Annotated in this window: 17 protein-coding genes; 12 read left to right on the forward strand and 5 right to left on the reverse strand. The window is 52.6% G+C overall.

Annotation, left to right across the window (positions count from 1 at the left end; genetic code table 11):
• The first annotated feature begins 72 nt into the window (after positions 1-72).
• Both thpR and KB559_RS10155 read left to right on the forward strand, forming a co-directional pair.
• Positions 73-651, forward strand: a complete 579-nt coding sequence (gene thpR / locus KB559_RS10150) for an RNA 2',3'-cyclic phosphodiesterase (RefSeq protein WP_211021628.1) — start codon at positions 73-75, stop codon at positions 649-651.
• A 175-nt stretch (positions 652-826) separates the two neighbouring features.
• Positions 827-1,654 carry a cell wall hydrolase gene (locus KB559_RS10155; RefSeq protein ID WP_211021629.1) on the forward strand — a complete coding sequence of 276 codons (828 nt, stop codon included), beginning with the start codon at positions 827-829 and terminating at the stop codon, positions 1,652-1,654.
• On the opposite strand, the gene KB559_RS10160 is transcribed toward KB559_RS10155, so the two are convergent.
• Positions 1,645-2,841 carry an MGDG synthase family glycosyltransferase gene (locus tag KB559_RS10160; RefSeq protein WP_211021630.1) on the reverse strand — a complete coding sequence of 399 codons (1,197 nt, stop codon included), beginning with the start codon at positions 2,839-2,841 and terminating at the stop codon, positions 1,645-1,647. The genes KB559_RS10155 and KB559_RS10160 overlap by 10 nt on opposite strands.
• Positions 2,842-3,130: 289 nt before the next feature.
• Between KB559_RS10160 and KB559_RS10165 the strand changes: the two genes are divergently transcribed.
• The 6 genes from KB559_RS10165 to KB559_RS10190 all read left to right on the forward strand — a co-directional run bounded on the left by KB559_RS10165 (position 3,131) and on the right by KB559_RS10190 (position 14,124).
• Positions 3,131-3,709: a TetR/AcrR family transcriptional regulator gene (locus KB559_RS10165; protein ID WP_211021631.1), complete on the forward strand. Its 579-nt coding sequence runs from the start codon at positions 3,131-3,133 to the stop codon at positions 3,707-3,709.
• 77 nt (positions 3,710-3,786) lie between these two features.
• Entirely contained in the window at positions 3,787-5,967 is a 2,181-nt protein-coding gene (locus tag KB559_RS10170) for a YhgE/Pip family protein (RefSeq protein ID WP_211021632.1), read from the forward strand.
• A 238-nt stretch (positions 5,968-6,205) separates the two neighbouring features.
• Positions 6,206-10,801, forward strand: a complete 4,596-nt coding sequence (gene gltB, locus KB559_RS10175; RefSeq protein WP_211021633.1) for a glutamate synthase large subunit — start codon at positions 6,206-6,208, stop codon at positions 10,799-10,801.
• 819 nt (positions 10,802-11,620) lie between these two features.
• Entirely contained in the window at positions 11,621-12,277 is a 657-nt protein-coding gene (locus KB559_RS10180; RefSeq protein ID WP_211022161.1) for a PDDEXK family nuclease, read from the forward strand.
• A gap of 163 nt (positions 12,278-12,440) precedes the next feature.
• On the forward strand, positions 12,441-13,352 hold the full coding sequence (locus KB559_RS10185) for an ABC transporter ATP-binding protein (protein ID WP_211021634.1): 912 nt from the start codon (positions 12,441-12,443) through the stop codon (positions 13,350-13,352).
• The gene (locus KB559_RS10190) at positions 13,345-14,124 is read left to right on the forward strand and encodes an ABC transporter permease (protein ID WP_211021635.1); all 780 of its coding nucleotides are present in this window, start codon (positions 13,345-13,347) and stop codon (positions 14,122-14,124) included. Before KB559_RS10185 ends, KB559_RS10190 begins: the two co-directional genes overlap by 8 nt.
• Positions 14,125-14,213: 89 nt before the next feature.
• Here the strand turns inward: KB559_RS10190 and KB559_RS10195 are convergent, their stop codons facing one another.
• The gene (locus tag KB559_RS10195) at positions 14,214-14,630 is read right to left on the reverse strand and encodes a bactofilin family protein (RefSeq protein WP_211021636.1); all 417 of its coding nucleotides are present in this window, start codon (positions 14,628-14,630) and stop codon (positions 14,214-14,216) included.
• Between the two features lie 46 nt (positions 14,631-14,676).
• On the reverse strand, positions 14,677-15,660 hold the full coding sequence (locus tag KB559_RS10200) for a M23 family metallopeptidase (RefSeq protein ID WP_247681729.1): 984 nt from the start codon (positions 15,658-15,660) through the stop codon (positions 14,677-14,679).
• Positions 15,661-15,837: 177 nt separating this feature from the next.
• Here KB559_RS10200 and cls point away from each other — a divergent pair, with 177 nt between their 5' ends.
• Complete coding sequence (gene cls, locus KB559_RS10205; RefSeq protein ID WP_211021637.1) at positions 15,838-17,268, forward strand: cardiolipin synthase; 1,431 nt, start codon at positions 15,838-15,840, stop codon at positions 17,266-17,268.
• Positions 17,269-17,300: 32 nt separating this feature from the next.
• Here the strand turns inward: cls and ligD are convergent, their stop codons facing one another.
• On the reverse strand, positions 17,301-18,203 hold the full coding sequence (gene ligD / locus KB559_RS10210) for a non-homologous end-joining DNA ligase (RefSeq protein WP_211021638.1): 903 nt from the start codon (positions 18,201-18,203) through the stop codon (positions 17,301-17,303).
• Between the two features lie 126 nt (positions 18,204-18,329).
• On the opposite strand from ligD, the gene KB559_RS10215 reads away from it, so the two are divergent.
• Complete coding sequence (locus KB559_RS10215) at positions 18,330-19,277, forward strand: ATP-dependent DNA ligase (RefSeq protein ID WP_211021639.1); 948 nt, start codon at positions 18,330-18,332, stop codon at positions 19,275-19,277.
• Between the two features lie 16 nt (positions 19,278-19,293).
• Here the strand turns inward: KB559_RS10215 and ku are convergent, their stop codons facing one another.
• A complete protein-coding gene (gene ku / locus KB559_RS10220; RefSeq protein WP_211021640.1) occupies positions 19,294-20,322 on the reverse strand; it encodes a non-homologous end joining protein Ku in 1,029 nt (342 codons plus the stop codon).
• A 208-nt stretch (positions 20,323-20,530) separates the two neighbouring features.
• On the opposite strand from ku, the gene tsaE reads away from it, so the two are divergent.
• Together tsaE and tsaB are read left to right on the forward strand one after the other, a co-directional pair.
• Complete coding sequence (gene tsaE / locus KB559_RS10225) at positions 20,531-21,025, forward strand: tRNA (adenosine(37)-N6)-threonylcarbamoyltransferase complex ATPase subunit type 1 TsaE (protein ID WP_211021641.1); 495 nt, start codon at positions 20,531-20,533, stop codon at positions 21,023-21,025.
• A 2-nt stretch (positions 21,026-21,027) separates the two neighbouring features.
• A complete protein-coding gene (gene tsaB, locus KB559_RS10230) occupies positions 21,028-21,930 on the forward strand; it encodes a tRNA (adenosine(37)-N6)-threonylcarbamoyltransferase complex dimerization subunit type 1 TsaB (protein ID WP_211021642.1) in 903 nt (300 codons plus the stop codon).
• Positions 21,931-21,947: the final 17 nt, after the last annotated feature.

The raw sequence follows: 21,947 nt of genomic DNA on the forward strand, positions 1-21,947 counted from the left end.
ATTAGCTTAATCATTCAAAGTGTGACAAAATAGTGAATTTTCATATAAATTGTGACAAGTGAGGCGATGTTTGTGTCAAAAATTATCGATTCCTGGAGGGTTTTCATTGCGGTACCTCTTCCTAAATCAATAAAGGAGGCAATATCTGCTTGGACCGAACCGCGCAAAAGCGATCTGGCCTTCTCGAAATGGGTTCATCCTTCGGACTATCATATTACCGTCCAATTTCTCGGAGATATATCGCCGACCCGGATCAATGACCTTCAAGCAAACCTGGAAAGCATTACGGAGGGCCAAAAAGCATTTGAATTAAATGCCAGGGAAGTAGGTTTTTTTGGACGTGCTTCGAACCCCCGAGTCCTTTGGGCAGGGGTGGAAGGGGACATGGAACATCTTAAGGCGCTGCAGAGCGCCGTGGCGGAGGGCAACCGGAAACTGGGCTTTATCCCGGAGGACCGTCCTTATAGCCCGCATATCACTCTGGCGCGAAAATATGCTGAAGATCGCCGCCTCTCGCCGGAGCAATTATCCGGAACCGGATCTCCTCCCGAATTCGGAAGCTGGACCGCAGACGCCATCGTCGTTTACCGAACTCGGATGAATAAATCGCCTATGTATGAAGAAGTGGGTAGAATTTCACTTTTATCATAGTAATAATCTTGAGTCTTCCGTCCTTCGGAAGGCTTATTTTGTTGAAAAAAACATTTTTTTGTTATTCAAACGTCTTTTTTTCGGTTACATAGATGAAAGAATATATCATCATGCGTAAAGTTCTTCGGAAAGAAGAGCCATTTACTAGAGAGAAATGTCGGGTAGGAGGTCTATTATGTATATTTTTCGGCAAAGCCGTTACGTCGCGCTCCTAATAGGAGCCATTTTGGTTAGTCTTGGTGCGATTTGTCTGCTTCAGCAAAACTTGGGGAAGGAGAGAACAGGGAACCGCAATCTTTCTGCAATGCCTGTGAATCCAGAAACAAAACTTATCATCTCCGCACCTCCGTTGCAGCAGCATCATGCGATATCGATCCAGGGAGAGAGGCTTGGCAAGCCGATCCTCCCGAATTTAACGACTCTTGAAATAAAAATCCAGCAAACTGATTTCGGCATAAGCCGCTCGGAGCATAATGAACTGCTGGCAGAGCAGATTTGGCTGCGCAAACAGGCGCTTGAGCCAAAAATAACGGAGCCTGCTCCCCCGGACAAGAACCATCCCCCCGACCAATTATTCTTCACGCGCACAAAGCTGCTAAACCATGAAGATAAGGAAGACGCTACATGGAGCTACGCTTTGGGCGAGGAAGAACTGCTTCTCCTCCAAAAAATCGTTATGGCGGAAGCAGAGGGCGAACCGTACGAAGGCAAGGTGGCAGTCGCCAACGTTGTCTTAAACCGGCTGCGGTCCGCTAATTATCCCGATACCATAAAGGAAGTTATATATCAAAAATCTCAATTCAGCCCTGTTCGGAACGGAAGATTAAAGAGAGTTAGCCCGAATGAGGACACGATTCATGCCGTGAATGAAGCATTGAACGGACGAAGAGAGGTATCGGACGATACCTATTATTTCTTGTCGCTGAAACTGGCTAAAGATCTCACGATTGCCCGGACAAAGGATAAAGCGAAAGTAATCGGAAATCATACTTTTTATAAATAGTCATGATAATTTACCGCTTGGCCTACCGCCTGTCTGCTCAGTTCCAGAGCAAGCGAGGATTCCGCGGGGTCTTCCAGCAGATCGGCGATATTTCTGGCGCAAAGGTCAGGCCGGTAAAAGGAAGTGTCCGGACTTCGACGGAGCTCGGTATAACTGCCGGTGTAAGCTGTGCGGTCACTGCTTATTTTGGCGAACCAGAAATCCAAAATTTCTGTGGAGGTCAGTTCATTTCCGCAACCTATTTTTATAAAATAATCGCGGTTCTTATCCTCCTGGCCGGGAATGCATTCATAGAACAGCATAGGTATACCCTTGGCCAACCCTTCCGTACAAGTCATACCACCGGGTTTGGTAATTAGCAGATCAGAGGCGTCCATCCATTTGCTGATTTCACGGGTGTAGGCAAGCACCCTGATATTGGAGTGCTGAAGCCCGGGATGATTACGCAGTTTAGCTACCAGCTTCTCGTTGCTGCCCATGCAGCAGACAATTTGGACATTCTTTTTCCATTGAGATAATCTTTCGATTAACTCATCTTTCAGAATGCCCCAACCGCCGCCCATAATGAGTACGGTCGGGATATTTTTGAGTCCAAGCTCGCGCCTTACGGAAGCTTTGTCCTGCCGGATCCAGAATTCGGGATGAACGGGAATGCCGGAAACCTGAATGGCGGCCGGTTTTACACCGCGTTGGATCAGCAGGCTCCGGACTTCGGGAGTTGAGACAAAATAGCGGTCAACTTCCGGACTGATCCATGATCCATGGGCATCATAATCCGTAATCAGCGTATACAGAGGAACATCCAGCCCTGAAGCCTTCAGCCTCGATATTATGGCGCCGGGAATCGGGTGCGTACAAATAATCAAGTCCGGCTCCATCTGTCCGATCACCCCGGCGGCATGATTATAAAACAATTTATGGAGCGCCAGCCGGGTAAGCCGTCCGACCGGCTTTTCGTATTTTTTGCGATAAAACAGGCCAACAAGCGCAGGGCTAGTCGTTACTGTGATCCGGTAAGCGGATAGAATCCAGGGGGCAAGCGTAGGATTCAGTACCGAACCGAGCTCCAGCACCTTGGCCTGTATATGCGGATCCACTTTCTGCAATCCGGCCGCAAGCGCATGAGCCGCCTGGGTATGGCCGCTGCCAAACCCTTCCGATAAGATCAGCACTCTTTTGAACGGCATAAGATCACCCTTTTCATAATCTGAAATTGCGAAGAGATTATTTCACTCGTAACTTCAGTTTATTTTTTTTACGGCTTGGAAAAAAGAGCCTGCGGACTGGTCTGAAGCTGGACTTTAGTCGGGGCGTCCTTCTATTGAAGTATGATGTAAGTCACTTTGAAATTTCCTGAAAAAACATCTTGCAAAGTGGAATTAGACGTGATAAAGTGTTGATTGACCAAATGACCGAAATTGAATTTTAGTCATTTTCTTGAGAGCAAGGCATTTGACGTAAAAGGAGGTGCTCGAAATGGCTGTGGTAGATCGCCGCAAACAAGTCATCGAGGCAGCGGAGAAATCCTTCGCGTTGTTCGGATATAAGGCAACGACGATGGACCACGTGGCGAAGATCGCTAATGTTGCCAAGGGGACGATCTACACATTTTTCACTAACAAGGAGGAGCTCTTTGACGAGATTCTCCGCTCGGTCATCCTGGATATGAAGCGGATTGCGGAACGGGAAGTCCGGGAAGACAGACCTTTTTTCGAAAACCTGTATCAAAGTATGGATTCGCTGCTTGAATACAGAGCCGAGCATGAGCTGTTGATCAAACTGTTTCAGGAAGTCCGTGATTTTGGGACACCGCAGGCCCGGGAGGGGCTGGAGAAGATTGAACATGCGATTCTGGGCTATTTGGAAAAGCAAGTGGATCGCGCGGCGGGGCGAGGGGAGATTAACGGTCTTGATCCGAAGGTTGTCTCATTTGTCCTCTTAAAGCTTTACATCGCGTTGACGTCGGATTGGAACAAGATTCACGATCCTTTGAGCAAAGAGCAGATCAAGGAATTTACTCGCCGATTTTTGTCGGGTGGTCTTTCACTGGCATAGGACCCGGGCCTTGAAGGAGCCTGGACTTCAAAAAAATAGAAATTAGACATCAGAGGATACAAGGAGAGAAAACGAATATGAAATCAATGTCGGTGTTTTTCAAGGACTTGGCTGCATCCTTCAAAAAGCCAAAAGTAATTATCCCGATTATCGTCGTACTGTTTATTCCCGTGCTGTATAGCGGAATGTTCCTGGCGGCGTTTTGGGATCCTTACGGCAAAATGGATGAGATTCCCGTAGCGGTAGTTAATCAGGACACGGGCGCTGAATATGAAGGGAAATCGCTTCAGGTCGGTAAGGAACTGGTGGAAGAGTTGAAGAAGGGAAATGACTTTTCGTGGCGGTTCGTTACCCGTGAAGAAGCGGAAAAAGGGATGGACTCCAATGAGTATTACATGACGATTGTAATTCCGGATAACTTCTCTTCGCAGGCAACGACGCTGATGGATGAAAATCCTCAGCCGGCACAAATCATTTATGAACCAAACGAAGGCTATAACTTCCTGGCTGCCCAAATCGGCGGTACGGCGGTAAAAGAAATCAAGGCTAAAGTTTCCGCTAAAGTAACGGAAGCCTATACGGAAACCCTGTTCGATCAGGTTGAGAAAATTTCCGGCGGCTTGAACGATGCAGGCGACGGTGCAAGCACCATTAATGATGGAGCTGTTCAACTCGATACAGGCGCTAAAACATTGAAAGAGAACCTTGCCAAGCTGGCGGCCGGTACAATCGAACTCAGTAACGGCATCGCTCCGCTTCAAGAAGGAGCCAGCTCGCTTAGTAAGGGAGCTGCGGATCTGAAGACCGGGGCATCTACATTGGCAAGTGGTCTAAATCAATTGTCCGCAGCGGAAAAACAACTGGAAAGCGGAGCTATAAAAGCCCATGAGGGCGGCGTGCAGTTGAAAAATGGATTGGATGCTTCCGTTCAAGGAGCCGATAAGCTTCAAGCGGGTCTCACCGCTTCTGAAGAAGGCAGCTCCAAACTGGTAACGGGCCTCGAGTCATCGCTTCAAGGCAGCACTAAAGTGGCTGAAGGAGCGAAAGGGGTGGCCCAAGGCTTGGAGCAGCTTACTAAAGCAAGCCCTGAGCTGGCGGAAAATCCGACTGTTCAGCAACTGCTCGCAGCCAGCAAAGCTGTGGCTCAAGGCAGCGAACAAGTGCAGCAAGGCCAGCAGCAGCTGCTGCAAGGCAGTAAGGACTTACACAGCGCTCAACAGCAATTGCTGCAAGGCAGCCAGCAGTTGGCGCAAGGGCAGAAGCAACTCGCCCAAGGTGCTACCCAGTTGACCGCAGGCCAAGAGCAATTGGCTGGCGGGCTGAAGCAATTCGGCGGTAAATTGGCCGAAGCGGCAACAGGCGGCGAACAGCTGGCAGCCGGTGCAGGCAAGCTGAGCACGGGTGCCAAGCAAATCGAAGGCGGCATGGGCCAAGTGTCCGGCGGAGTGCAAACTCTGGCCGACGGTTCCAAGCAATTGGATGCAGGCGCAGGCGAGCTCAAGAACGGAATGGATAAACTGACTGAAGGCTCCGGAGAGCTGGCAAGCAAGCTGAATGAAGCTGCCGATCAAACCTCCGGTGTTAAGAAGACCGATAAGCTTGTAAATATGTATGCCCAACCTGTTGAAGTAAACGAGCAAAAAGTGAACGAAGTGCCGAACTATGGTACAGGTTTCGCTCCTTACTTCCTGTCCCTCGGTCTGTTCGTCGGAGCGTTGATCTCGACGCTGGTCGTTCCGCTTCGCGGAACTTCGGTAGAGGACGCCACCGGTTGGAACCGGTTTGTCAGCCGGGCCCTTGCGTTTACCGGCATGAGCTTGGTGCAATCGCTGCTCGCATCGGGACTGACTCTGTATGGCTTGGGACTTAAAGTTCAAAGCGTTCCAATGTTCTATCTGTTCAGCTTCATTACTAGCTTGTGCTTTATGTTTATCATTCAGGCTTTGGTCACATGGCTTGAGAATCCGGGCCGCTTCCTGGCGATCCTGATTCTGATCTTCCAATTGACCACAAGTGCAGGAACATTCCCGCTGGAATTGATCCCTAACTGGATGAAAGCCTTCAACCCGATTCTTCCAATGACGTACAGCGTCAGCGGCTACAAAGCGGTTGTTTCTACGGGCGATTTCAGTCACGCTTGGCAGCAGCTTGGCGTACTGGCGGGCTTCGGCGTCGTCTTCCTGGCGATTACGCTTCTCTACTTCGCCACGCATAAACACAGTGAGGATGTAAGCGCGGAAGCGAGTCTGAACGCTTAAGCTTAAGCTTAAGAAATTCATAGTTTAATCTAAGAACCTGCAGTACCTCTTAATGAGGTTTTGCAGGTTCTTTTTTTTTGAAGTCTATTTCTTTGTAAAAACTTTTTAAGCATTTGTGCAAAAGAAAGAGAAAATAGTGCAAAAACAGCGGACGCGTTTTCCGGTAGAATAAAAATACTAAATAAAACCCGTTGTTTATAAGGTGACTCACTTTATTTATAGAAAGGTTGCGCTGAATATGAAGCACACAATGATACCACAAAAGCAGGGACTATACGATCCTGCCTTAGAAAAAGACGCCTGCGGGATGGGGTTTGTAGCCCATATTAAAGGCAAGGCTTCGCATGAGATCGTCAGCCAGGCGCTTACGATGTTGAGCAATATGGAGCATCGCGGAGGGCAGGGAAGTGAACCGAATTCCGGTGACGGCGCAGGTATATTACTGCAAATCCCGCACCGCTTTTTGGCCGCGGAAACAGAGAAACTCGGGTACATTCTTCCGGAAGCCGGGCAGTACGGAGTAGGGATGCTGTTTATGGCGCATGACGATGCGCTTCGTAGCGAACAAGAGGCCGAATTGACGCGGATCGTGGAAGAAGAGGGGCAGACCGTGCTCGGATTTCGGACCGTTCCGACACGGGACGATATGCTAGGGAAATCGGCTAGAGAGGCCAAACCTTTCGTAAGGCAAGTATTTATTAGCCGCAGCAATAATCTGGTGAATGACCTGGATTTTGAACGGAAGCTATACGTCATCCGGCGCCGGGCGGAGCTGGCTATCCGTTATGGCGGTGCGGAAGGAGGGGATGCTTTTTACGTGTCCAGCATGTCCTGCCGTAAAGTCGTATATAAAGGAATGCTTACGACGGAGCAGGTCGGCCAGTTCTATGTCGATCTGAAAGCGGAGAGTCTGGAATCAGCCATCGCCCTGGTTCACTCGCGCTTCAGTACGAATACGTTCCCAAGCTGGGAACGGGCGCATCCGTATCGCTTCATGATTCATAATGGTGAAATCAATACGTTGCGCGGCAACGTGAACTGGATGCATGCCCGGCAGGCGCTGTTCGAAACGGAAGCCTTCGGCAGCGATCTTGAAAAGGTGAAGCCGGTCATTAATCCGGACGGTTCCGATACCGCTATGTTCGACAATACATTTGAGTTTCTGTATCTGAGCGGCCGTTCTCTCCCGCATGTCGCCATGATGATGGTGCCGGAGCCATGGAACAACCATGCCGAAATGGATGAGGACAAAAAGGCATTCTATGAATATCATAGCTCATTGATGGAGCCATGGGACGGGCCGGCGGCGATGGGCTTCACCGACGGGATTCAGATCGGAGCAATGCTTGACCGGAACGGACTCCGACCTGCCCGTTATTACGTGACTAAGGACGATCTCATCATACTTTCCTCCGAGGTAGGCGTATTGGACATTCCTGTGGAAGATGTTCTGTATAAGGATCGGCTGCGACCTGGACGCATGCTCCTCGTCGATACGAAAGAAGGACGGATCGTTTCGGACGAGGAGGTTAAAGCGTCGATCGCCAAGGAAAATCCGTACCGCGAGTGGCTGGAAGAGCACCGGATCTTGCTTAAAGATCTTCCGGAAGCTCCGGAGCTTCCGGAGGAGCAGCTTGAGAATATTGTGCATCGACAGATGGCATTCGGATACAGTTTTGAGGATTTGCGCAAAGTGCTTGAGCCGATGGCACTGACGGGCGAGGAAGGTCTCGTCTCCATGGGATACGATGCTCCGCTCGCCGTACTGTCGGACCGGCCGCAACGGCTTTACAACTACTTCAAGCAAATGTTCGCCCAGGTGACGAACCCGCCGATGGATGCGATCCGTGAGGAACTCGTAACCTCCACGGCGACCATGATCGGACCGGAACGGAATCTTCTGTTGCCGGAGCCGGAGAGCTGCCGTCAAATTCGGCTAGAATCTCCGATTCTCTCGAATGAGGATTTGGCCAAACTTCGCCATATCCGCCGTCCGGGATTCAAGGCGACGACCCTTCCGATTCTGTTTCCGGCTGGGCAAGGTGCTGAAGGGCTCCGTCAGGCTCTGGATTCGCTATGCGAAGCGGCCGACCGCGTGATCACCAAAGGCCATAACCTTCTGATCTTGTCGGACCGCGGTGTCGATACCGAGAACGCTGCAATCCCTGCGCTGCTCGCTGTCTCTTCATTGCACCATCACTTGATCCGGGAAAAGACGCGCACGAAGGTCAGCATTTTGCTGGAGTCCGGCGAACCGCGGGAAGTGCATCATTTCGCGCTGCTGCTCGGATACGGCGTGAGCGCCGTAAATCCGTATCTTGCCTTCGAAACGCTGGCGGATATGATCGATCAGGGCATGCTGCAAGGGATTTCGCCTCAAAAGGCAGTAAGTAACTTCATTAAGGCGGCTATGAAGGGCGTTGTGAAGACTTTGTCCAAAATGGGCATCTCCACGATCCAATCGTATCGGGGAGCGCAGATTTTTGAAGCTGTCGGCCTGCGGGAAGATTTTGTGGACCGCTACTTCACCTGGACGCCGTCCCGGATCGGAGGAATCGGTCTCGAGGGCGTAGCCAAGGAAACGCTGAGCGACCACTTCCGGGCTTTCTCTCAACAGGACGGCAACGACAAAGTGCTGGATTCGATCGGGGAATATCAGTGGCGCAGCGACGGAGAGGAGCATCTGTTCAATCCGCAAACCGTTCACTTGCTGCAGCAGTCGGTACGAACCGGAGATTATGGACTATACAAAAAATTCTCATCCCTCGCTCAAGGGGAAAATGAAAAACACTTGACACTGCGTTCGCTGCTTGATCTGAAGCCGATCGGACCAAAGGTGCCGCTGGAAGAAGTGGAATCGGCCGCATCGATCATGCGCCGTTTCAAAACCGGGGCTATGTCCTTCGGATCTATTAGCAAAGAAGCGCATGAGACGATTGCCATTGCGATGAACCGAATCGGCGGCAAGAGCAATACCGGTGAGGGGGGAGAGGATCCATCCCGTTATGTTCCTGACGCGAACGGCGATTTGCGTCGCAGCGCTATCAAACAGGTTGCTTCGGGCCGGTTCGGGGTTACTTCCCACTATCTGGTTAATGCCGATGAAATCCAGATCAAAATGGCGCAGGGGGCTAAACCGGGTGAAGGCGGTCAGCTTCCGGGGAAGAAGGTTTACCCATGGATCGCCGAGGTTCGCGGTTCTACGCCGGGCGTGGGCCTGATTTCCCCGCCGCCGCATCATGACATCTACTCAATTGAGGATTTGGCTGAATTAATCTTCGATCTTAAAAATGCAAACCCGAGGGCCCGCATCAACGTGAAGCTGGTATCCGAAGCGGGCGTCGGTACGATCGCAGCCGGCGTGGCCAAAGGGCGCGCAGACGTGATTCTTATCAGCGGCTACGACGGGGGAACCGGGGCATCGCCGCAAAGCTCGATCCGCCATGCAGGTTTACCTTGGGAGCTTGGCCTTGCTGAGACGCATCAAACGCTGATGCTTAATAACCTGCGCGACCGGGTCGTGTTGGAGACGGACGGCAAAATGCTCACCGGCCGGGATCTAGCGGTCGCGGCTCTGCTGGGCGCCGAGGAATACGGCTTCTCCACCGCACCGCTCGTCGCCGTCGGATGCATCATGATGCGGGTCTGCCAGCTGGATACCTGTCCGGTCGGCGTGGCGACGCAAAATCCGGAGCTGCGCAAAAATTTCATGGGCGATCCTCAGCATGTCGTCAATTTCATGACCTTTGTCGCCGAAGATCTTCGCGAGTGGATGTCCGAGCTCGGCTTCCGCAGCCTGGAGGAAATGATCGGCCGTACCGATTGCCTGGATACGTTGAAAGCGATCGACCATTGGAAGAAACAAGGTGTCGATCTGGCTCCGTTGCTGCACATGCCGGAGGTACCGGAAGGAACCAGCCGGTACTGCACGCGGCAGCAAAACCACGGCCTGGAAGAGACGCTGGATCTCACGCATCTTCTTGGCCTGGCGGCTCCGGCGCTGGAGCGCGGCGAAGCCGTCGGCGCAGTGCTGCCGATCTGCAACGTGAACCGGGCAACGGGTACGATCCTCGGCAGCGAAGTGACGCGCCTTTACGGAGCGGCCGGCTTGCCGGAGGATACGATCACGTTCCGGTTCGAGGGATCGGCCGGGCAAAGCTTCGGCGCCTTCGTGCCAAGGGGCATGACGCTGACGGTGGAGGGCGATGCCAATGACTACACCGGCAAAGGCTTGTCGGGCGGCAAGGTCATCGTGAAGCCGTCGCCGCAGGCTACGTTTGCTGCCGAGGAGAACGTCATCGTCGGAAACACTTCGTTCTACGGTGCGACCGGCGGAGAAGCCTACATTCGCGGCATCGCCGGCGAACGATTCGCGGTCCGGAACTCCGGCGCGAGCATCGTGGTCGAAGGGGTAGGCGACCACGGCTGCGAGTACATGACCGGCGGACGCGTCGTCGTCCTTGGCGGCACAGGCCGCAATTTCGCGGCCGGGATGTCCGGCGGCATCGCATATGTGCTCGATATGCAGGGGAACTTCGTGGGCCGCTGCAACCAAGGGATGGTGCTGCTGGAGCGGGTCGAAGACCCGGCCGAGGCCGACGAACTTCGGACGCTGATCAGCCGCCATGTCCTGTACACGGATAGCGCTGCCGGACGCCGCGTGCTGGACCACTGGAATGAGCTGCTGCCGAAATTCGTCCGCGTCATTCCAAAGGACTACAAGCGGATGCTGGAGCAAATCCGCAAGGTGGAGAATGATGGCCTGCAGGGCGAGGCCGCCCTTCTCGCCGCGTTCGAAGCCAACACGCGCGAGCTGGCACGCTCGGGCAACTAAAGCCAGCGCCTGCCATCGCTCCTGGTGGGCCCGCGCCCAGTGATGGCGGGCGCTCAGCGGCGGCAGATGGCTTTGGGCGCGGGAGCGAGGGTGCGGCAAGTTGCATGCGACGCAAACATAACAGCCGCTTTCTATACAGCGTTATAGGAGTCTAAGAGTCTAACTAGCCGAGGCCACGATTTTCCGTGGCCTCGGTTAGTTGTCCATTGGATATTTCCAATAGACACGGGTAGAAACTTGGCTTTTCGGCACTTTCATTGGAAATATCCAATAGGAAATTCAAAATTCACACCCAAATCAGAATAATTGACCCATTTTCATTGGAAATATCCAATTGACCCCATGCTTTAAACTGTTTTCGAAAACACTCATTGGAAATATCCAATAGGCGAGTTGGCGATGACAAACTTGTAGGCTAGGACTATATAAAATGAGAATATAGAGCATAAATAGAATAAGTGCAGTGAGTAGAGTAAGTGTAGTGAGTAGAGTAAGTGTAGTGAGTAGAGTAAGTGTAGTGAGTAGAGTAAGTGTAGTGAGTAGAGTAAGTGCAGTGAGTAGAGTAAGTTTAGTGAAGTGGAGTGAGTGTAGTAAGTGTAGTAAGTGGAGTAGGTGTAGTTAGGTGTAGTGGGTGTGCGTGCGAGTACAATAAAGGTTTGGGGAAAAGTAAAGCGAAATTGTTCCAAATAAAAATTTGAATATATTGGAATCACAAGATTTTACGTGATATACTTTCGTTAGACGAAGAACGTCCTTTCCCTTTGGGGAGAGGGCGTTATTTTTTTGGAAAGGGTGAGTGGCGTGACAGAAGCTTTTGAGATGGCACATGCCTCCTTCATCAATGAACATTTAAGCCGGAGAACGGGAGAACGCAAGGGGAGGCTGCTTCGGGGACATAATTATGCGGAGAAGCTGCTGTTAGAAAATGTATGGTGGCCGGTTTTTGGCTCTTTCGAAAATCTGCACCCGGAGTACGAAATAAGAGATTGGAACCGGAAGTCGCAGTTTTTGGATTTTGCGTTTCTGCCTCCGTTCGGTAAATTCGGCATAGAATGTGACGGTTTTCAAAGTCATGTCCGGGAAATGGATCGCGAACGATTTAGTTACTCTTTGAATCGGGATACGTTTCTAACGGGGATAGGGTGGAAAATGATTCATTTTTCATTCGATGATGTGCAGCAGCGCCCCGAGGTATGTCGCATGCTGCTTCAATTGGTTATTGGTCCGCATTTCATAAAAAAAGTCGAGACGATTTCTTTACATGTTATTGAAAAAGAGATACTCCGATTAGCCTGGCGTTTAGAAGGGCGTGTCCGTCCCAAAGATGTGACCGATTTGCTGAAAATCGATTTTAGAACTTCCCGAAGCTGGCTTCGATCCCTGGTAGATAAAGGGATGCTTGAACCTAAGGGTAAAGGAGGAAAAATCCGAAGTTATGAGCTGCTTGATAACTCGGAGATTTTTCTAGCTCAATAACTCCGCTCTTGGTCCTCACTTGAAGACTATCTAGCTCAATAGCTCAGTTCCCGACCCTACCTAACAGGTCTATCTGAACTAGCAGTTTCGTCCCCGCCACCCACCTATGGTAAAATAGGGAAAACGCCGAAACAGGCGGGCGTATGGTTAGGAGAGTGGAGGTATGGTACAGGAACCTGTGGTTCGGATACAGGGCGTCAGCAAAAAGATCGGCTCCAAGACGCTGATCGATAACTTGACGCTCGATATTCCGCCGGGTCAGGTGTACGGATTTTTGGGACCGAACGGGTCCGGAAAAACGACAACGATCCGGATGATGGTCGGATTGATGTCGATAACGCAAGGCGATATCCTGATTCAGGGCTCGAGCATAAAGAGTGATTTCGAACGGGCGGTTTCCCATATCGGGGCTATCGTTGAGAATCCGGAAATGTACAAATTTTTAACCGGGTATCAAAATATGGTGCATTATGCCCGGATGTCGCCGGGGATTACCCGCGAGAGAATTATGGAAGCGGTAGAACGTGTGGGGATGCAGCATCGCATTCACGACAAGGTGAAGACGTATTCTCTCGGGATGCGGCAGCGCCTGGGCGTGGCCCAAGCGATCCTGCACCGGCCCAAGCTGCTTGTGCTGGACGAGCCCACGAACGGGCTGGATCCGCAAGGTATCCGCGAACTGCGAGATTACCTGAGGATTTTGGCGAAGGAGGAGGGGACGACGGTATTCGTGTCCAGTCATCTTTTGTCCGAGATGGAGCTCATGTGCGATACAGTCGCGGTCATTCAGCAAGGCCGGCTGATCGACGTGAGGGAGTTGAACCACGGAGACGCTCCTGCGGACGGTCAGCGTGAAACGGCGTTCGATGTGGATCATCCGGCCCAAGCGCTGGATTTAATCGGAGCGGGGCGGATCGAAGGCAGCAGCCTGATCGTCGCCGTCGACCGGAGTGCGGCAGCGGCGATTAACGCCAAGCTGGTCATGGCGGGTATATCGGTATACGGCATTCGTGTGGTAACCCGTTCGCTGGAGGATCAATTTTTGGAAATGACGGGAGGCGGGCATATTGGGTGATTTTCTGAAGCTGGTTCAAAATGAAAACATGAAAATATACCGCCGATTGCGGACCTGGATCATGTTCGCCATCCTGGTGCTGTTGATGATGCTGTTCGGAGTGCTGTTTTACATGGGTAGCTCCTCTTCCCCGATAGGAGCCTGGGACGCGGTGGATCAATTGTCGTTCCTTTATTTTCTGGTCTCGATTTTCTCGGTAGTCGTTGCTGCCGATATCGTGGCCGCGGAATTTACTTGGGGCACAATTAAATTGCTGCTTGTCCGGCCATGGACACGGACCAAAATATTGGTATCCAAGCTGTTGGCCGTATTGCTGTTTACGCTGGCGATGTCGGCGGTCTATCTCCTGGCAAATATGGCTGTTTCGTTTCTGTTGTTTCCGGATATTCAGTCCGGCGTGTTCCCCAAAAGCTCGGGAGGGCCATTCGGCTATATCATGGAGGATTTGCTCTACAATTATATCGATCTGCTCGTAATTACGATCTTTGCATTTATGGTGTCGACAGTATTTCGTACGAGCGGCCTTGCGATCGGCTTGTCGATGTTCATCTTGTTTGCGGGCAATATCTTTACGATGCTGTTTCATCCAACAAGATATGCTTGGGCTAAATATATGCTATTCGTCAACATGGACCTGGGCCAATACCGGGGCGGGCAGGTCGGACCTGCAGGGATGACGCTGGGCTTCTCGGCCGCCGTGCTTACCGGGTATGTGCTGGCGTTCCTCCTCATTGCCTGGTTTGTTTTCAAAAAGAGAGATGTTGCAGCCTAGTCTATCCTAATCTAATCGTCATCCGAAACAAAAAGTTCCCGTTCGCTCCAAAGAGCAGGCGGGAACTTATTTTATCAGGTTCACAGTGATTACCCCGCTTCAGGACGCGCCGACTTTTTGGAGGACTTCACTTTGCCTTCCTTAACGGGAAGCACGGCGGGAGAGGTCTTCTCCATTTGGCTGGAGCCGTTCAGCAGTCCGCCTTCCACAATAACCAGCTTGGCGACGTTGACATTCCCGTCAACCTGACCGCTTCCGGTAATCGTCAGACGTCCGTGGCTGATAATATCACCGATAACTTTCCCGGCTACCACGATGTCGGCGCCTATGATGTTGGACCTGGCTTCACCGGTTTCCCCGACAATGACCTGACCTACACATTCGATTTCTCCGTTGAATTTTCCCTCGATCCGGAGATTGGCTTCGCATTCGAGCCGTCCTTCGGCAGAGCTGCCCTGGCCGATAAGCGTGTCCGTGCCTACCGGCGATTTATTATCCTTGAACATAAGCGATTTCATCCTCCATCAACATGGTAATATTAATTGGTCTACTCTACTCCAAATAAGGTAACGGATCTACGGCCTTTTCCTGCTTGACGATCTCGAAATGCAGGTGCGGCCCGGTGCTGCGGCCCGTGTTGCCCAAACTGCCTATTCGTTGTCCCTTGGTCACGGTATCCCCTTCGGAAATGCTGATTTTGCTGAGATGAAGATACCAGCTCTGAAGACCTCCGGGATGTTCAACGACGATGTATTTGCCGTGGGAACTGTCTTTGGCGGCGGTGATCACCTTGCCGGCTCCGGCCGCGTAGACGGGGTCTCCGATTTTTCCGGCAATATCGACCCCGGCATGAAAAGAGGCCCGTCCCGTGAACGGATCGGTGCGATAGCCGAAGTTGGAAGTCAAGCGCTTGGACAATGTCGGCCATTCCGTAGGGGTGCCCGAGAGCGTATATTGGGTTTGCCTGGCTTTTTTTAGGGTGACCGGCACGTTCTTCTCCATTTCATCAAGCAAAGCGCTCATTTCCGTAAATTGATCCTTCGTATCCAAGGCCAATTGTTCGATTTCGTTCTCGTGAACCGCGATAAATTCGCCGCCGACTCCAAGCGAATCCTCGTCCAATGACATGGAGGACAACCTTCCGAGTTCCTCGCCGCCCCCGTATTTGTCGATGAACTTTTGCAGCTCGGTTTCAAGCTCGGTTACCCGTTCCATCCGGTTCATCATCTCCTGGGACTGCCCGGATAGAGCGATGACTTCGTTCTGCAGCCGTTCGATCGCAGCGTCTTTGTCGGTTACGACGGCTTCAAAACGAAGGTCCTGGCTCTGAATCTGCTTCTCCAGCTTGCTGATCGTTTGACTGGACTGAATTTGCAGGCTGATAATAAGGCCGGAGATAGATAACAGGGCGATCAGCGGAACGGCTATAACCAGCGGCTTGGATACATGGAGCTGTTTGACGGGCTGGTTCGCATCCCGGAGGACAAGCAAGGTCATCCGATGGGGGTTGGGTAAGCCTATGCTGGCGGTTTTCATGGCGTCTCCTTTCCTCTCAATATGAGATCGCAAATGCAAGCTTTCTATAATTTATCTATTCCTATGACTCTTAAATCATGTCAAAAAAAGTGTCTTGTCTGATATATCTGTCTGTGCCCCTGATGAATAATTTCTTAGCAGGATGGTTAATGCTGATTGAAGGGAAGGGTGAGGGTAATGGCTTGGCTGGTTATAGTTTTGTTTGCTTTTATTTTTCAGATCGCTACGATTCTTGTGCTGGAATTCCGCAGTCCCAGCAAGGCGATTGCCTGGATGTTCATCCTCTTCGCGGTTCCGCTGGTCGGGTTTATTCTCTATTATTTCGTGGCCCAGGACTACAAGAAGCGGAGAAAGCTGCGCCGCCGAGGATCTCGTTTGTTTCAGGAGATGAAGGCCCGGCTTTGGCAGCAGTCGGAGATCGTAAATGATATCGGAGAGATGCACAACCGGGAATTTGAGGGCCATGAACGATTGTTCAGCCTGTTGACCCATCTTTCCGAAAGCCCGATTACGGGTTGTAATGAGACGCAGGTATTTAATAATGGCGAAAAAGCCTTTCATGCCATGCTGTCGGAGATGGAAAAAGCCAAGGATCATATACATATCGAATTTTATATTTTCCGAAACGACGGTATCGGCACGCAGTTCCAGGAAATGATGATTCGGAAAGCGCGGGAAGGAGTACAAGTCCGGCTGATTTGCGACGGTCTCGGAAGCTATAAACTGCCGCGTTCATTCGTACGGAAGCTCGAAGAGGCTGGGGTAGAGGTGTTTTTCTTTTTACCGCCGTTGATCGCGACCTTGGACCGGCGCGTGAACTACAGAAATCACCGGAAGATTATCGTAATCGACGGAACCGTCGGATTTGTGGGCGGACTGAATGTAGGAGACGACTATCTTGGTCTGTATGAAAAAATGGGCTATTGGCGCGATACGCATCTGCAGATCAAAGGGGATGCCGTTTATTTCCTGCAAAATACGTTCCTCGGAGACTGGAGGCTTGCCTCGGGACAACGTGTTAGCGATCCGGAGCTGTTCCCGGAGCACAGCTGCCGGGGAAATGAGCAGGTCCAAATTTTGACCAGCGGCCCGGACCAGCATTGGAATGCGCTTCAGGAAATGTGCTTTGGCGCCATTTCCGTTGCCAAGCGGCGGATCTGGATTACATCGCCGTACTTTATTCCCGATCCCAGCATTTATGCCGGGCTAAAGACTGCGGCGGTCAGCGGGGTTGAGGTCAAGGTGATTATTCCTTATCAATCCGACAGCCGGCTGGTAAAGCTGGCCTCGCTCTCTTACGTGGAGGAACTGATGCAGGCGGGCGTCCAATTTTATGAATACACCAAAGGTTTTGTACATGCCAAAGTGCTGATCGTGGACGATCTGCTCGCTTCGGTCGGTACGGCCAACATGGATATGCGCAGCTTTTTCTACAATTTCGAGATGACGGCATTGCTGTTTGACCGGAATTCCATTTCCCGGCTGTCGCGGGATTTTGAAGAGGATTTGACGGATAGCCGCATGATCGTGCCGCGGGAATTTGCCCGGCGTTCCCGCCGGCAAAAAGGGGCGGAAATGCTGGCCAGACTGCTTTCCCCTTTGCTGTAAGGGTGGCGTGCAGGATTGCGCGCCGCGGCGGGCTACTTCTTCCCGCCCGGCTGCCGCAAATGCTGCAGGATCATCTCAACGGATTGCGGAGCAACCGTCTCAAGCAAATCGCCTTTTTCTTTTAAGCGGTCGCCGATATTGAGGAGATGATAGTCGGACGGAGCCGGACTGCGCTGCACTTCTTCCCAAGTTAGCGGAGTGGAGACGCTGGCAGCCTGACGAGCTCGGGGAGTATAAGGCGCGGCAAGCGTCTTTCCCGCATAATGCTGAAGATAATCGAAATAAATTTTGTCGCCCCGGTCCTTTTTAAGCCGCTCTATCGTAAAGAGGCCGGGGTGTTTTTCCGTCACGTAGCGGGCTACGAAATGGCCGATCAGACGGAGGTCATCGAACGTAACGCCGTATTGGATCGGAACAATGATCTGTACGCCCGTCGCCCCCGACGTCTTCGGAACGGAAGACAGGCCCAGGGAGCCGAGGATTTCCCCTACATAGAATGCGGCCTCCATGATCCGGGGCTCCTCCTCCAAGGAAGGATCCAGGTCGATCATCCATTCGCAAGGCAGTTGTTCGCCGACATAATGGAGCGACGGGTGAAATTCGATCGCCGCCAGATTTCCGAGCCAAAGCAGCGCGGGCAGACTATCCAGCACTACATACCGGATGCCGTCATGGACGGAGGTCTGAACGAATGGAGGCAGGGGATCCGGGGCGTTTTTTTGATAGAAAAACTTGCTATGAATTCCCCCGGGGTAGCGGATCGTCGTCAACAGCCGGTTCCGGCAATAACGCAGCAAAAAAGGCGAAAGCTCCGCGAGTTTTTGCAAATACATCATTTTGGTGATCCCGGCCTCCGGCCAAAGCAGCTTGTCGGGGTTGCTCACGGGTACCTCTTCGCCTTCAATAACAATACTTCCTTTGATACTGCGGGGCATTAAGAACCCCCTCCCTTCAATATTATCCTTGCCCGATTCGATAAAACTATAAGTCTTGCCCGGAATGACGATCCATTGCTAGGGGTAGACTTGGAAAAGATACATCCGGCAAAGGAGGGGCAGCACATGGAATTGGAGCCGGTAATTCCGTTTGAACCGGTCCGGGCCCATGACATTCCAACGGGCGACCAGTGGATTGCACAGGTAAAATGGGACGGGGTCCGGATGCTTACCTATTATGATGGACGAGAGGTTCGTCTGATTAACCGGAAAGGAAATGAGCGGACCAAGCAGTACCCGGAATTTACCGATGTTCCGGCTTATTGCAGCGCGAACTCGGTGATCCTGGATGGAGAAATGATTGCAATCGCCGGCGGGAAGCCTTCGTTCCATGAAGTGATGCGGCGCGACAGCTTGCGGCGGGACCAGGAAATCCGCTTTGCGGTTTCGCGGGTTCCGGCAATATATATGATATTCGATATTTTATATTGCGATGGAGAGTGGGTTACCGATCGTCCGCTGAACGAAAGGCAGCAGCTTTTGCAGGAGATCATCACCCCGCATGAGAGACTTCAACTCGTCCCTAATGTAGCGGAGGCCGAAAGTCTGTTCGCGGTGATGAAACAGCAGGGCTGGGAAGGGATCGTTTGCAAGCAACTGGACAGTACATACCGGATCGGCGGAAAGGACGGGCGCTGGTGCAAGCTCAAGCTGGCTCATGACCTACATGCGGCAATAGGGGGAGTAACCTACCGGGATGGCAGGGTGAATGCGCTGCTGCTGGGCGTGTATGATGCTGAAGGAAGGTTTATATATATTGGCCATGCGGGCACGGGTAAATGGAAGATCGGAGAATGGACCCGGTTGACGGAAATGGTGCCGCAGTTGCGGATATCCGGACGTCCGTTTATCAATACTCCCGAGCGGATCAAGGGGGCGGAGTGGGTTAAACCGCAGCTTACCGTAAAGGTGCAGTTTTTGGAGTGGACCCCCGGGGGCACGATGCGGCATCCCGTCATTCAGGGATGGAGCAATATGCCGCCGGAGGCTTGTGTATTGGCGCAAAGCATTTAACGGGTCAATGGCGAGGTCAGGAAATCGTCTTCTTGGCAGTCTTAGTGCTCTTGCGCTTGGGCTTCGGAACGGTGACAGTTTCCGCTGCACTTGTACCGGCATCATTTGCCTCGGATCCAGATTTGGCACCGGCTCTCCCGGTTTCGGTGTCCGCACCGGTCCCCGCTGCTGCACCCGCAGCGGCTTTTCCTTTTTTGCCGCCGCTTCCCGAAGCCGCCGAGGCGCCCCGGGTCCGTTTGGCTTTGCTTGGGCCGGGATCGGTCGTAATGGCCGCCACGGGCTTGACCGCCTCGATACTGGCCTGGAGCGCGGCCATCAGATCGATCACATTGTTCTCCGGCTTGGCCGGTGCCAGGCTGATTTCTTCCCCGGCAACCTTTTGCTCGATCAACTGCAGGAGATTGTCCCTATAATCATCATTGTATTTCTCCGGCTCAAACGGGGTGGACAGCTGTTCGATAAGCAGCTTAGCCATCGTCAGTTCCTTGTCGTTGATCGTGATGTTCTCGGGGAGATTCGGCACCTGGCTGATCGGACGGATTTCATCCGGATAGAATATCGTTTCAACCGCGAGGCACCCCTCCATGACGCGAATCGCCGCCAGACTGCTTTTGGAACGGATGGCGATTTTCGCGATACCGATCTTCCCCGATTGCTTCATTGCCTCCAGCAGGAGCTGGTAGGCGTTTGATCCGGCCTGGTCGGGCGATAAATAGTACGTTTTTTGAAAATAGATCGGGTCGATGTCTTCCAGGTCCACAAAATCAAGAATGGTGATCGTTCTTTCGGATCTGGCGGACAACTGCTCCAGCTCCTCTTTTTCAAACAGGACGTATTTTCCCTTTTCGTATTCGTAGCCGCGGGAAATTTCCTCCCAATTCACATCCACGTCGCAGGACGGACAGCGCCGGACATAAGAGATCGGGCTGCCGCATTCCTTATGGATATATTTCATGGAAATATCTTTGTCCTCGGTAGCGGAGAACATTTTGACCGGAACATGGACAAGCCCGAAGCTGATTGCCCCTTTCCAAACCGTATGCATCTGTCGGTGGACTCCTTTCGCCGGACAGCGGATGCTGCCGGTTGCCTTTTCTCATTAGTATGGATAAAAAACTATTTTAATAAACTATAGAGCCGCCTGGGTTCATAGGTGCGGGATAGCAGACGGAGGAACGGTTCCGTGTTGCGGGTGCCGGGACGGACCGATATAATGGGGACATACGTTTGTTGGACATGAAGGAAGGGTACCCATGGAATGGATTTTTGATAAAGCATCTTCAGGTTATGCATTTAAGGCGGCCGATCTGGACGATACGGACAAGCTAGCCGCTTATTTGGCCGGAAATTCCTCTCCCGGAACGGTGATCGCATTGGATGGTGACCTTGGGGCGGGGAAGACGGCCTTTTCGCAGCGGTTCGCCAAACATTTGGAAGTGAAGGATACGGTCAACAGTCCGACGTTCACGCTGATTAAGGAATATGAGGGCAGGCTGCCTTTTTATCATATGGATGTGTACCGGTTGTCGCTGGAGGAAGCCGAGGAGCTTGGGCTGGATGAATATTTTTACGGCCGTGGCGTTACCTTGGTGGAATGGGCGAGCATTATTGAAGACCTTTTGCCCCAGGAAGTGCTGTACATTTACATAGAATCGGGCGAGGGGACGGAGCGTACCTTTTATTTAAAAGGCTGCGGACAGCCTTATGAGGCCTGGATCAACACCTTGAGAGAGAATGGAGTCCTTTGAATATGAACCAAGAACATGAACGGAATGGAGACCGGGCGCAGGGGCGGATTTTGGCGTTTGATACATCAACCTCTTCCCTGGCGGTAGCGGTTATGGAGAACGGCAAAGTGCTGGCTGAGCGCAATATTCACGCCGAGCGGAACCATTCGGCTTATCTGGTTGAAGCGATCGGGGAAGCTTTGGCCGCTGCGGGAGTCGCTAAGGCGGAGCTGGACGGGATCGCCGTCGGGGTAGGTCCGGGCTCTTATACCGGCGCCCGGATCGCCGTTACAACGGCGAAAACGCTGGCTTGGGCGCTGAGCCTGCCGGTATATGGCGTCTCGAGCCTGGAGGCGATCGCCTTGGGCGGATGGGCACGGGGAACGGCGCAGGATGCGGCCTTGCTTGGCCGTACACTTAGCGTCGAGCCAAGCGGAACTCTGCGGGAAGATGCTCCAGGCCAGGCGGCTGACAGCACACTTGAGCCTCAAGCGAAGAAAGGCTCAAGCGGCGGCAGCGGGCACTGGATTGTCCCGCTGGTAGACGCGCGGCGCGGGCAAGCGTATACCGCGCTGTTCGGCGCGGAGGCCGGCATGATGCCGGAGCGTCTCGAGCCGGATGGAATCCGGCTCATGTCGGTCTGGACGGAGCAGCTGTCCGGCCTGCTGGAAGCGCTCGCGCCGGAGGATCGTCCCTCCGGCGTATGGTTTGTGGGCGAAACGGCGCTGCATGAGCCTGCGGCGGAGGCGCTTCGCCCCTTGCTCGGCGATGCGCTGCATCTGATCCCCTATGAGCTTGAGGGGACCTGGATCGGATTGACCGGCACCCGCCGGGCCGGTCTGCGCGGCGGAGACGATGTGCATGCGCTGGAGCCGAACTATACCCAGCTGGCCGAGGCCGAAGCCAAGCGGCTGCGCGAGCGATAGGGGGAACGGCGATGGAC

This window comes from Paenibacillus sp. Marseille-P2973, assembly GCF_018101095.1.
GTDB lineage: Bacteria > Bacillota > Bacilli > Paenibacillales > Paenibacillaceae > Fontibacillus > Fontibacillus vini.

Excerpts from the sequence above, each read along its gene's own strand:
- KB559_RS10155 (WP_211021629.1), top strand. The coding sequence starts at position 827 with ATGTATATTTTTCGGCAAAGCCGTTACGTCGCGCTCCTAATAGGAGCC.
- KB559_RS10160 (WP_211021630.1), bottom strand. The coding sequence starts at position 2,841 with ATGCCGTTCAAAAGAGTGCTGATCTTATCGGAAGGGTTTGGCAGCGGC.
- KB559_RS10165 (WP_211021631.1), top strand. The coding sequence starts at position 3,131 with ATGGCTGTGGTAGATCGCCGCAAACAAGTCATCGAGGCAGCGGAGAAA.
- KB559_RS10170 (WP_211021632.1), top strand. The coding sequence starts at position 3,787 with ATGAAATCAATGTCGGTGTTTTTCAAGGACTTGGCTGCATCCTTCAAA.
- gltB (WP_211021633.1), top strand. The coding sequence starts at position 6,206 with ATGAAGCACACAATGATACCACAAAAGCAGGGACTATACGATCCTGCC.
- KB559_RS10180 (WP_211022161.1), top strand. The coding sequence starts at position 11,621 with ATGGCACATGCCTCCTTCATCAATGAACATTTAAGCCGGAGAACGGGA.
- KB559_RS10185 (WP_211021634.1), top strand. The coding sequence starts at position 12,441 with ATGGTACAGGAACCTGTGGTTCGGATACAGGGCGTCAGCAAAAAGATC.
- KB559_RS10195 (WP_211021636.1), bottom strand. The coding sequence starts at position 14,630 with ATGTTCAAGGATAATAAATCGCCGGTAGGCACGGACACGCTTATCGGC.
- KB559_RS10200 (WP_247681729.1), bottom strand. The coding sequence starts at position 15,660 with ATGAAAACCGCCAGCATAGGCTTACCCAACCCCCATCGGATGACCTTG.
- cls (WP_211021637.1), top strand. The coding sequence starts at position 15,838 with ATGGCTTGGCTGGTTATAGTTTTGTTTGCTTTTATTTTTCAGATCGCT.
- ligD (WP_211021638.1), bottom strand. The coding sequence starts at position 18,203 with ATGCCCCGCAGTATCAAAGGAAGTATTGTTATTGAAGGCGAAGAGGTA.
- KB559_RS10215 (WP_211021639.1), top strand. The coding sequence starts at position 18,330 with ATGGAATTGGAGCCGGTAATTCCGTTTGAACCGGTCCGGGCCCATGAC.
- ku (WP_211021640.1), bottom strand. The coding sequence starts at position 20,322 with ATGCATACGGTTTGGAAAGGGGCAATCAGCTTCGGGCTTGTCCATGTT.
- tsaE (WP_211021641.1), top strand. The coding sequence starts at position 20,531 with ATGGAATGGATTTTTGATAAAGCATCTTCAGGTTATGCATTTAAGGCG.
- tsaB (WP_211021642.1), top strand. The coding sequence starts at position 21,028 with ATGAACCAAGAACATGAACGGAATGGAGACCGGGCGCAGGGGCGGATT.